This window comes from Rhodovarius lipocyclicus, from assembly GCF_009900765.1.
GTDB lineage: Bacteria > Pseudomonadota > Alphaproteobacteria > Acetobacterales > Acetobacteraceae > Rhodovarius > Rhodovarius lipocyclicus.
Genome location: NZ_JAAABL010000028.1, coordinates 40,701 through 50,457 on the forward strand (window position 1 = coordinate 40,701; position 9,757 = coordinate 50,457).

General features: G+C 68.9%; 11 protein-coding genes. 8 read left to right on the forward strand and 3 right to left on the reverse strand.

Features of this window, described 5'->3' with window-relative positions; all coding sequences use genetic code 11:
• Window positions 1-8 precede the first annotated feature (8 nt).
• Together GT007_RS16045 and GT007_RS16050 are read left to right on the forward strand one after the other, a co-directional pair.
• Window positions 9-1,601: a cisplatin damage response ATP-dependent DNA ligase gene (locus GT007_RS16045; RefSeq protein ID WP_160122640.1), complete on the forward strand. Its 1,593-nt coding sequence runs from the start codon at window positions 9-11 to the stop codon at window positions 1,599-1,601.
• Window positions 1,602-1,683: 82 nt separating this feature from the next.
• A complete protein-coding gene (locus tag GT007_RS16050) occupies window positions 1,684-2,721 on the forward strand; it encodes an extracellular solute-binding protein (protein WP_160122641.1) in 1,038 nt (345 codons plus the stop codon).
• Here GT007_RS16050 and GT007_RS16055 read toward each other — a convergent pair.
• Window positions 2,696-2,842: a hypothetical protein gene (locus GT007_RS16055; RefSeq protein ID WP_160122642.1), complete on the reverse strand. Its 147-nt coding sequence runs from the start codon at window positions 2,840-2,842 to the stop codon at window positions 2,696-2,698. The genes GT007_RS16050 and GT007_RS16055 overlap by 26 nt on opposite strands.
• A gap of 109 nt (window positions 2,843-2,951) precedes the next feature.
• Between GT007_RS16055 and bfr the strand changes: the two genes are divergently transcribed.
• From bfr to GT007_RS16075, 4 genes are all read left to right on the forward strand, one after another.
• Complete coding sequence (gene bfr / locus GT007_RS16060) at window positions 2,952-3,446, forward strand: bacterioferritin (protein WP_160122643.1); 495 nt, start codon at window positions 2,952-2,954, stop codon at window positions 3,444-3,446.
• A 102-nt stretch (window positions 3,447-3,548) separates the two neighbouring features.
• The gene (locus GT007_RS16065; protein ID WP_160122644.1) at window positions 3,549-4,226 is read left to right on the forward strand and encodes a helix-turn-helix transcriptional regulator; all 678 of its coding nucleotides are present in this window, start codon (window positions 3,549-3,551) and stop codon (window positions 4,224-4,226) included.
• 77 nt (window positions 4,227-4,303) lie between these two features.
• Window positions 4,304-4,837, forward strand: coding sequence for an inorganic diphosphatase (ppa, locus tag GT007_RS16070; RefSeq protein ID WP_160122645.1), 534 nt, complete (start codon window positions 4,304-4,306; stop codon window positions 4,835-4,837).
• 78 nt (window positions 4,838-4,915) lie between these two features.
• Window positions 4,916-5,923: an aldo/keto reductase gene (locus GT007_RS16075; protein ID WP_160122646.1), complete on the forward strand. Its 1,008-nt coding sequence runs from the start codon at window positions 4,916-4,918 to the stop codon at window positions 5,921-5,923.
• A 35-nt stretch (window positions 5,924-5,958) separates the two neighbouring features.
• Here GT007_RS16075 and GT007_RS16080 read toward each other — a convergent pair whose 3' ends face one another.
• On the reverse strand, window positions 5,959-7,122 hold the full coding sequence (locus GT007_RS16080; protein ID WP_160122647.1) for an acyl-CoA dehydrogenase family protein: 1,164 nt from the start codon (window positions 7,120-7,122) through the stop codon (window positions 5,959-5,961).
• A gap of 85 nt (window positions 7,123-7,207) precedes the next feature.
• On the reverse strand, window positions 7,208-8,152 hold the full coding sequence (locus GT007_RS16085; RefSeq protein ID WP_160122648.1) for a LysR family transcriptional regulator: 945 nt from the start codon (window positions 8,150-8,152) through the stop codon (window positions 7,208-7,210).
• 100 nt (window positions 8,153-8,252) lie between these two features.
• On the opposite strand from GT007_RS16085, the gene GT007_RS16090 reads away from it, so the two are divergent.
• Together GT007_RS16090 and GT007_RS16095 are read left to right on the forward strand one after the other, a co-directional pair.
• Window positions 8,253-8,795 carry a thiamine pyrophosphate-binding protein gene (locus tag GT007_RS16090; RefSeq protein ID WP_160122649.1) on the forward strand — a complete coding sequence of 181 codons (543 nt, stop codon included), beginning with the start codon at window positions 8,253-8,255 and terminating at the stop codon, window positions 8,793-8,795.
• A complete protein-coding gene (locus GT007_RS16095; protein ID WP_201451947.1) occupies window positions 8,792-9,379 on the forward strand; it encodes a thiamine pyrophosphate-dependent enzyme in 588 nt (195 codons plus the stop codon). The genes GT007_RS16090 and GT007_RS16095 overlap by 4 nt, the downstream gene beginning before the upstream one ends.
• Window positions 9,380-9,757: the final 378 nt, after the last annotated feature.

Genomic DNA, 9,757 nt, shown 5'->3' on the forward strand with positions numbered 1-9,757 from the left:
TTGCCCGCATGAGTGTCCCCGCCTTCGCCGAATTGCTGGAGCGCCTGGCCTTCACCCCCTCCCGCCTCGGCAAGCAGGCGCTGCTGCGGCAATGGTTCGCGGGCCAGCCCGACCCGGACCGCGGCGTGGGGCTGGCGGCGCTGGCGGGGGAGCTGAAGCTGCGCGCCGCCAAGCCCGCCCTGGTCAAGGAGCTGGCCACCGCCCGCACCGACCCCACGCTGTTCGCCCTCAGCTACGATTATGTGGGCGACCTGGCGGAGACCATCGCGCTGATCTGGCCGGTGCCGCGCGGGGTGAACATGCCCCCGCCCGGCCTGGCGGAGGTGGTGGAGGCGCTGGAGACCACCCCGAAGGCGGAGCTGCCCGCCCTGATCGCGGGCTGGCTGGACACGCTGGACGCCAGCGCGCGCCTAGCGCTGATCAAGCTGATCACCGGGGGGCTGCGCGTCGGCGCCTCGGCCCGGATGGCGCGGGTGGCGCTGGCCGAATGGTCCGGCCAGCCGGTGGAGGCGATCGAGGAGGTGTGGCACGGCGTGGCCCCCCCCTATCAGCCGCTGTTCCGCTGGCTGGAGGGGGCCGCCCCCCGCCCCGACCCCGGCGCCGCGCCCATCTTCCGCCCCCTGATGCTGGCCCACCCGCTGGAGGAGGAGGCGCTCTCCTCCCTGGCCCCCGCCGACTGGGCGGCTGAATGGAAATGGGACGGCATCCGCGTGCAGCTGACCGCCGGGCCCGGCGGCGCGCGGCTGTGGTCGCGCGGCGGCGAGGACATCTCCGCCAGCTTCCCGGAGATCCTGGCCGCCATGGATTTCCACGCGGTGCTGGATGGGGAGCTGCTGGTGCTGCGCGACGGCCAGGTGGCGCCCTTCGCCGATCTGCAGCAGCGGCTGAACCGCAAGGCGCCGGGGCCGAAGATGCTGCGCGAGCACCCGGCCGCCGTGCGCCTCTATGACCTGCTGTTCGAGGGGGAGGAGGATCTGCGCCCCCTGCCCTTCGCTGCCCGCCGCGCCCGGCTGGAGGGCTGGCACGCCGCCGCCGCCCCGGCACGGATGGACCTGTCGCCACTGATCCCCTTCCAGGGCTGGGAGGAGCTGGCGGAGCTGCGCGCCGGCGCGCGCGCCGCCAGCATGGAGGGGCTGATGCTGAAGCGCCTCGACAGCCCCTATCTGGCCGGGCGCATGAAGGGGCCGTGGTGGAAGTGGAAGCGCGGCACCCAGAATGTGGACGCCGTGCTGATGTATGCCCAGCGCGGGCACGGCAAGCGCAGCTCCTTCTACTCCGACTACACCTTCGGCCTGTGGCGGGACGGGCCGGACGGCGCGCCGGAGCTGGTGCCGATCGGCAAGGCCTATTCCGGCTACACGGACGCGGAGCTGGCCTTCCTGGACAAATGGATCCGCGACCACACCACCAACCGCTTCGGCCCGGTGCGGGAGGTGGAGCGCGGCCTGGTGCTGGAGGTGGAGTTCGACGCCGCCCAGCGCTCCGGCCGGCACAAATCGGGGGTCGCGCTGCGCTTTCCGCGCATTGCCCGCCTGCGCCGCGACAAGCCCGCCGAGGAGGCGGACCGGCTGGAGACGCTGCTGGCGATGATTCCCGCCTGAGGCGTCAGATGCGAAGCGTTCGCAATGCACTTGCGAACGCCTCGCACTCTCGCTACATGGCGGTCTCCATCGGGAGCACGTCATGCGCCGTCGCCAGATTCTCGCCCTGCCCAGCCTGCTGGCCGCGCCCCTCGCGGCGCCCGCCTTGGCCCCCGCCTGGGCGCAAGAACGCACGATCAACCTGTATTCGGCGCGCCACTACGATTCCGACCGCAGCCTGTGGGACAGCTTCACCCGCCAGACCAACATCCGCGTCCGCGTGGTCGAGGCCAACATCGACCAGCTGATGGAGCGCCTGCGCGCCGAGGGCGCCAACAGCCCCGCCGACGTGCTGGTGACGGTGGACATCGCCCGGCTGGTGCGCGCGACGGAGCTGGGCATCTTCGAGCCCATCCGCAACGCGGCGCTGGAAAGCCGCATCCCCGCCCATCTGCGCGACGCGGACGGCCATTGGTTCGGCTTCACCACCCGCGCCCGGGTGCTGATGTACGACAAGGCCCTGGGCCTGCCCGCGGGGCTGGCGCGGTACGAGGACCTGGCCAAGCCGGAATTCGCCAATTCCATCGCCGTGCGCAGCTCCAACCACGTCTACAACGTCAATCTCGCGGCCTCGATCGTGGCGGCCGATGGCGCGGCGGCCACGGAAGCCTGGGCGCGCGGCGTGGCGCACAACCTGGCCCGCCCGCCCGCCGGCGGCGACCGCGACCAGATCCGCGCCGTGCTGGCCGGCCAAGGCCGCATCGCCGTCTCCAACTCCTACTACCTCGGGCTGATGGCGATCTCGGAGCGCGAGGAGGACAAGCAGCTGGCGGCCCGGGTGGGCGTGCTGTTCCCCAACCAGGGCGACCGCGGCACCCATGTGAACGTCTCGGGCGCCGGCATGGTCAAGACCGCGCCGAACAAGGAAGCCGCCCGCGCCTTCCTGGAATTCCTCTCCACGCCCGAGGCGCAGTCCCAGTTCGCCATGGGCAACATGGAATTCCCGGCCGTGACGGGTGCCGCCGTGCACCCGTTCCTGGCCGCGCTCGGCAGCTTCAAGCAGGACCCGGTGGACCCGCGCGTGCTGGCCAGCCACATGCCGGAGGCCCTGCGCATCATGCAGCGGGCCGGCTGGCGGTGATCGTCTGCTCCTGCAACGCGCTCAGCGAGGCCGCGATCCGCGCCGCGCTGGCCGCCGGCGCCGCGCGCCCGGGCGAGGTGTACACGCAATGCGGCTGCGCGGCGCAATGCGGCTGCTGCACGCAAACCATCCTGAGTATCATTCGCGAGCCCGCTCAGGACAAACCGCGCGCTTGACCTGCCGCCCGGCAAGACCGCATGACTGCGCGATCCAAGCCAGGAGCGCGCGTCATGAAGGGCGACACCAAGGTTATCGAGTTTCTCAATACTCAGCTGACGAATGAGCTGACGGCCATCAATCAATACTTCCTGCACGCCCGCATGCTGGACAATTGGGGCGTGACCAAGCTCGCCAAGCACGAATACGGCGAATCCATCGAGGAAATGAAGCACGCGGATGACCTCATCCAGCGCATCCTGTTTCTCGGCGGCCTGCCCAATGTCCAGCGCCTCAACCACATCCTGATCGGGCAGAATGTCCAGGAAGTCCTGGAATGCGACCTGAAGCTGGAAGAGAAGGCGATCGGCGACCTGAAGGACGGCATCGCCTATTGCGAGCAAGTGCGCGATTTCGTCAGCCGCGACCTGCTGTTCCGCATCCTGGCCGATGAGGAAAGCCATGAGGACTTCCTCGACACCCAGTTCGAACTGATCCGCCAGGTGGGGCTGCCCAAATACATCCTGCTGAACAGCGGTGCCGCCAACGAGGGCAAGACGGAAGATTAACGCCCGGCAACGCCCCGTCTGACGGGGCGTTTAACGCTGGGCTGACAGGGCGCTGACGCTGGGTGCGGCAAAACCTCCTCATCAGACGAGGAGAAACCCACCATGCCGAGCGAATCGCCCCTGCTCCCCTCCCCCGCCGCCGACCTGGGCATGCTGCTGACGCGCCGGCCGATGCCGGCGCCGCCCGCCGCCGAGCCCAGCGGCGAGATCGGCATGCTGGCCGCCGCCCTGGATTGCCAGGGCGTGGCCATCAGCCTGCACGGCCCCGATGGCCAGGCCCGCTTCCTGAACCGCGCCATGCACCGGCTGCTGCGGACCGACACCACCGCCTTCACCCCGCATGGCAGCTTCGGCGTGGTGCCGGCCGAACCCATGCAGCGCAGCCGCTACGCGGCCTCCCTGCTCGCGGCCGCCCATGGCCGCCCAGCCGAAATGCCGCTGCTGCGCGGCGAGGGCCCGCCCCCCTACATGGTCTGCTTCCAGCCGATGGAAGGGATGGGGGCCATGGTCACCATCCTCGACCCCTCCCGCCGGCGGCTGCCCAGCCAGGCCTTCCTGCGTGAGGCCTTCGGCTTCACCGCCGCCGAGGCCGCCCTCGCGCTCGACCTGGCCGATGGGCTGGCCGCGGCCGATTGCGCCTCTCTGCGCGGGGTGTCGGTGCACACCGTGCGGTCACAGCTGCGGGCGCTGTTCGCCAAGACCGGGCTGTGCCGGCAGGCCGAGCTCGTCTCCCTGATCCTGACCATGGGCCTGCAGCAGGCCGGCGGCCAAAAGGATTAGGTGATTAGGGCCATGCCGGATTGAAACCGGCCCCGCTTCGTGGTTAAGCCCGGCAAACCTCTCCCAGGGAGCCTGGCATGAACATCGACGCGATCCCCACCGGCAAGAAGACGCCCGATGACGTGAATGTCGTCATCGAGGTCTCGATCGGCGGCGAGCCGATCAAGTACGAGATGGACAAGGAAGCGGGCGTGCTGTTCGTCGACCGCTTCCTGCACACCCCCATGCGCTACCCCGGCAATTACGGCTTCGTGCCGCACACCCTGTCCGAGGATGGCGACCCGATCGACGTGCTGGTGGCCAACACCCGCCCGATCATGCCCGGCGCCGTCATCAACTGCCGCCCCATCGGCGTGCTGAAGATGGAGGACGACGGCGGCGAGGACGAGAAGATCATCGCCGTGCCGTCCGACAAGCTGACCAAGAAGTATCTGAACGTGAAGACGCTGACGGACCTGCCGCAGGCGACCGTCGACCAGATCCAGCACTTCTTCGAGCACTACAAGGACCTGGAGCCCGGCAAGTGGGTGAAGGTGAAGGGCTGGGGCGACGTGAACGAGGCCAAGGCGCTGATCCTGGCCGCCGTGGAACGGGCCAAGTCCAAGGGCTGAGGAAAGGGGGGCTTCGGCCCCCTTTTTCATATCCGGCCCACTGCCCTACCCTGCCCGGGAAACCCCGGGAGATACGCCATGGAATACCGCCCCCTCGGCCGCAGCGGCCTGAAGGTCTCGCCGCTCTGCCTCGGCACCATGATGTTCGGCGACGCCACGGACGAAGCCACCGCCACCCGCATCATCGACCGCGCCCGCGACCAGGGCATCAACTTCATCGACAGCGCCAATGCCTATAATGGCGGCCGCTCCGAGGAGATCACGGGCCGCGCCATCCGCGCCCACCGCCGCCACTGGGTGCTGGCCACCAAGATCGCCAACCCCGTGGGCCCCGGACCCAACGACCGCGGCCTGTCCCGCCGCCACGTGATGCAGGCCACCGAAGACTGCCTCCGGCGCCTGGGCACCGAGACCATCGACATCCTGTACCTGCACAAGGAAGACCACTCCACGCCGCTGGCCGAGACGGTGCTGGCGCTCGCGCAGCTGGTGCGGCAGGGCAAGATCCTGCATTTCGGCGTCTCCAACTACCGCGCCTGGCGCGTGGCCGAGATCTGCCGCCTGTGCGACGAGGCCGGCATCGACCGCCCCGTCGTCAGCCAGCCCTACTACAACGCGCTGAACCGCATGCCGGAGGTGGAGCACCTGCCCGCCTGCGCCCATTTCGGGCTGGGCGTCGTGCCCTACAGCCCGCTGGCGCGCGGGGTGCTGACCGGCAAATACGCCAGCCAGGCCGCCCCCGAGCCCGGCAGCCGCGCGGGCCGCGCCGACCGCCGCATGATGGAAACCGAATGGCGCCCGGAAAGCCTGGAAATTGCCCAGACCCTGCGCGCCCACGCCGAGGCCCAAGGCATCACCGCCGGCCAGTTCGCCGTGGCCTGGGTGCTGAACAACAAGCTGGTCACGGCCCCCATCGGCGGCCCGCGCACCGAAGCCCAGTGGGAAGACTACGTCGGCGCCCTGGACTACCGCTTCACAGCGGAGGACGAAGCCCTGGTGAACCGGCTGGTGCCGGCGGGCCATCCCTCCACACCAGGCTACAACGACCCGGCCTACCCGCTCGAAGGGCGCGTGGCGCGGAGCTGAGGCGCGCGGCAGGGGGCTCCGCCCCCTGTCCGCCCTCAATAGCTGCGCGGCATGCCCAGCACGTGTTCGCCGATGTAGGACAGCACCAGGTTGGTGCTGATCGGGGCCACCTGGTACAGGCGGGTTTCGCGGAATTTACGTTCCACGTCGTATTCTTCGGCGAAGCCGAAGCCGCCATGGGTCTGCACGCAGGCTTCGGCCGCGGCCCAGCTGGCGTCGGCGGCCAGCATCTTGCCCATATTGGCTTCCTCGCCGCAGTTCTCGCCGGCCTCGAACTTGGCCAGGCCCTTGTGGACGATGGCCTCGGCGGCGCGCATGGCGGCATAGGCCTTGGCGATGGGGAATTGCACGCCCTGGTTCTGGCCGATCGGGCGGCCGAACAGCACGCGCTCCTTGGCGTAGCTCACCGCCTTGTTGATGAACCACTTGGCGTCGCCGATGCATTCGCTGGCGATCAGCAGGCGCTCGGCGTTCATGCCGTCCAGGATGTAGCGGAAGCCCTTGCCCTCGATGCCCACCAGGTTTTCGGCGGGCACTTCCATGTTGTCGAAGAACACTTCGCAGGAATTGTGGTTCATCATGGTGCGGATGGGGCGGATGGTCAGGCCGTTGCCCAGCGCCTTGCGCATGTCCACGATGAAGGTGGACAGGCCTTCGGTCTTCTTCGCTTCCTCGCCCTTCGGCGTGGTGCGGGCCAGCAGCAGCATCAGGTCCGAATGCTCGGCGCGGCTGGTCCAGATCTTCTGGCCGTTGACGATGTACTTGTCGCCTTCCTTCTTGGCGAAGGTGCGCAGGTTGGTGGTGTCGGTGCCGCTGGTGGGCTCGGTCACGCCGAAGGCCTGCAGGCGCAGTTCGCCGCTGGCGATCTTGGGCAGGTATTCCGCCTTCTGCGCCGGGCTGCCGTGCTTCAGGATGGTGCCCATGATGTACATCTGGGCGTGGCAGGCGGCCCCGTTGGCGCCTTCGGCCTGCACGGTTTCCAGGATGGCGGCGGCGGCCGAGAGCGGCAGGCCCGCGCCGCCGAATTCCTCGGGGATCAGCGCGCCGAGGTAGCCGGCCTCGGTCAGGGCGGTGACGAATTCGGTGGGATAGCCGCGCACCTCATCCAGCTTGCGCCAGTATTCGCCGGGGAAGCGGGCGCAGAGCTTGCGCACTTCCTCGCGGATTTCGGGATGGGTCTCGGCTTGCGTGGACGTCATGGTGACCTTGGGTGCGTTGTCGTTGGCTTGCCGCCAATCTGCCCGCAGACGGGGCTTGCGAGAAGACCCGCCGGCCCACGATCACCTATAACGGATTTGGCATGCTCGACAGCAGCTGCCCGTCCCAGACCTTGGTGCTGACCATCTCGGTCACCTCGTCGCGCAGCACCTCCGCGAAGCGGCGCACGGCGTGGCTGGCCTGGCGGCCGAGCGGCTGGGCCACCACCAGCTTGCGCGACAGATGGGGGTCGATGATGGGGGCGGCCGCGAGCTGGCCGGCCATCACCTCCGCATGCACGGCCGCCAGCGGCAGGATGGTGGCCCCCAGCCGGCGCTGCACCAGCCCCTTCAGCACCTGCAACGCATCGGCCTCCACCGGGATATCCAGTGCCAAGCCGCGCTGCCGCGCCTCGCGCTCCACCAATATGCGCAGACCATGCTGGGGGCCGGGCAGCACCAGGCGGTGCCGCACCACATCGGCGAAGGAGACGGCATGGTGGGGCACCGCCTCCGGCCCCACGGCGGTCACGAAGCACAGGTTTTCCACCAGCAGCGGCGAGAAGCGGATATTGGCGCCCTGCTCGGTGCCATAGACCACGGCGATGTCCACCTCCCCGCTGTGCAGCCAGTCGAGCAGATAGCCGCTGAAGGCCGGCACCACGCGCAGCGTCACCTGCGGGTACAGGGCCAGGAAGCGCTCGATCAGCCGTGTGGCCAGCACGTCGCCCACGGTGGGCGGCATGCCGAACACCACCCGGCCGCGCACGGCCGCGGCCTCCGTGATCAGGTCGGCGCGGGTTTCCTCGATCTGGCGCAGGATGCTGCTGGCGCGGCCGCGCAGCAGTTCCCCCGCATGGGTCAGCACCATGCCCCGGCCGTGGCGGGTGAACAGCGGGGTCTTCAGCTCCTCCTCCAGCAGGCGGATCTGGCGGCTGAGGGCGGGCTGGGCGGTGTGGAGCCGGTCGGAGGCCCGGCTGAGGCTGCCCAGCTCGGCCACCTGCAGGAAGGTATTGAGCTGGCGGAGGTCCATGACGGCCATATAAATCCGCTATATCTCGTCAAGCAATACGATCATTCAGGCAAGGCATGCCCCGCGCTAGAACCGCCCCGCGCAACAACGGAAGGTTCGCATGGGAACGGAAACCATCGCCCCACCCAAGGCTGCTCCCTGGCAGCGGGACGTCTTCGACGTGCTGAAGGAAGCCGGGGTGAAGCACATCGTCTATGTGCCCGATGCCGGCCACTCCACCGCCATCCGCCTGGCCGAGGCTGACAACGACATCCATTCCGTGGTGCTGACGACGGAGGAGGAAGGTATCGGCTACCTCGCCGGCGCGTGGCTGGGGGGTGAGCGCGGGGCGCTGCTGATGCAGTCCTCCGGCGTGGGCAATTGCATCAACACGCTGGCCCTGCCGGCCTGCGCGCGGTTTCCGCTGCTGATGGTGGTGACGATGCGCGGCGACTGGGCGGAGTTCAACCCGTGGCAGAACCCCATGGGCCAGGCCACCGAACCCGCGCTGAAGCTGATGGGCGTGATGACCTGGCGCGCCGACGAACCCGAACAGGTGCGCCCGAAGCTGGAAGGGGCGGCCACCATGGCCTTCAACGGCGATGCCGCCTGCGCGCTGCTGCTGGGCCAGCAGCTGATCGGCCGGAAGGAGTGGGTGAAGTGAGCATCGCAGGAAACCTGGACCGCCGGGCCGTGGTGGCGGAGCTGCTGCGGGACCGGGGCGATCTGCTGGTGGTGACCGGCCTCGGTTCGCCATCCTATGACGTGATGGCGGCGGGGGATCACCCGCTGAACTACTATCTGTGGGCCGCGATGGGCAGCGCCACCACGGTGGGGCTGGGCCTGGCCGCCGCGCAGCCCAACCGCCCCGTGCTGGTGCTGACCGGCGATGGCGAGCAACTGATGGGGCTGGGCGCGCTGGCCACCACCGCGCTGCGCCGGCCCGCGAACCTCAGCATCGTGGTGCTGGACAACGGCCATTTCGGGGAAACCGGGATGCAGCCGAGCCACGCCGGCCAAGGCGTGGAACTCAGCCGCGTGGCCGCCGCCTGCGGCTTTCCGCACAGCCAGGCGGTGACGGACATGGACGCCATCCCAGCCCTGCGCGCACGCATCCACGCGCGGGAAGGGCTGAACTTCGCCACGGTGAAGATCAAGGCGGACAACCCGCCCCGCGCCCTGCCCCCGCGTGACGGCGTGTACGTGAAGAACCGCTTTCGGCAGGCGCTGGGGTTCAGCCCGAATTGAGGTAGCGGGTGGCAGGGGCTTCGCCTCCGAACCCCCACCAGGGGCGCCGCCCCTGGACCCCGCCAGGACCGTGCTCGGTCCTGGACCTAGATCAGTTTGGCGCTGACCTTGGGAGGGTTTTTCCCATTGATTTTTATAATGAAAATGGCACCTGACCTAACAAGGTAAGGCGCCAAACCCCTGGGTTCCAAGGGCCTTTCGGCCTTTGGCGGGGAGCCGAGGGGCAGAGCCCCTCGGTGGGGGTTCGGGGGTGTTCAGACTGGAGAGATGTTTGACAGGTGTACGGAGACATCCCTGACGGTTTTGAGATGGGGTGTTTCGTCCCTGAGGTCGAGTGTGGCGAGAGGAAATCGCGAGAAGAACACCTGCCATACTCCA

Bases quoted from the DNA above. Each gene is read 5' to 3' on its own strand.
- GT007_RS16045 (WP_160122640.1), top strand. From the start codon at position 9: ATGAGTGTCCCCGCCTTCGCCGAATTGCTGGAGCGCCTGGCCTTCACC.
- GT007_RS16075 (WP_160122646.1), top strand. From the start codon at position 4,916: ATGGAATACCGCCCCCTCGGCCGCAGCGGCCTGAAGGTCTCGCCGCTC.
- GT007_RS16065 (WP_160122644.1), top strand. From the start codon at position 3,549: ATGCCGAGCGAATCGCCCCTGCTCCCCTCCCCCGCCGCCGACCTGGGC.
- ppa (WP_160122645.1), top strand. From the start codon at position 4,304: ATGAACATCGACGCGATCCCCACCGGCAAGAAGACGCCCGATGACGTG.
- GT007_RS16050 (WP_160122641.1), top strand. From the start codon at position 1,684: ATGCGCCGTCGCCAGATTCTCGCCCTGCCCAGCCTGCTGGCCGCGCCC.
- bfr (WP_160122643.1), top strand. From the start codon at position 2,952: ATGAAGGGCGACACCAAGGTTATCGAGTTTCTCAATACTCAGCTGACG.
- GT007_RS16080 (WP_160122647.1), bottom strand. From the start codon at position 7,122: ATGACGTCCACGCAAGCCGAGACCCATCCCGAAATCCGCGAGGAAGTG.
- GT007_RS16090 (WP_160122649.1), top strand. From the start codon at position 8,253: ATGGGAACGGAAACCATCGCCCCACCCAAGGCTGCTCCCTGGCAGCGG.
- GT007_RS16085 (WP_160122648.1), bottom strand. From the start codon at position 8,152: ATGGACCTCCGCCAGCTCAATACCTTCCTGCAGGTGGCCGAGCTGGGC.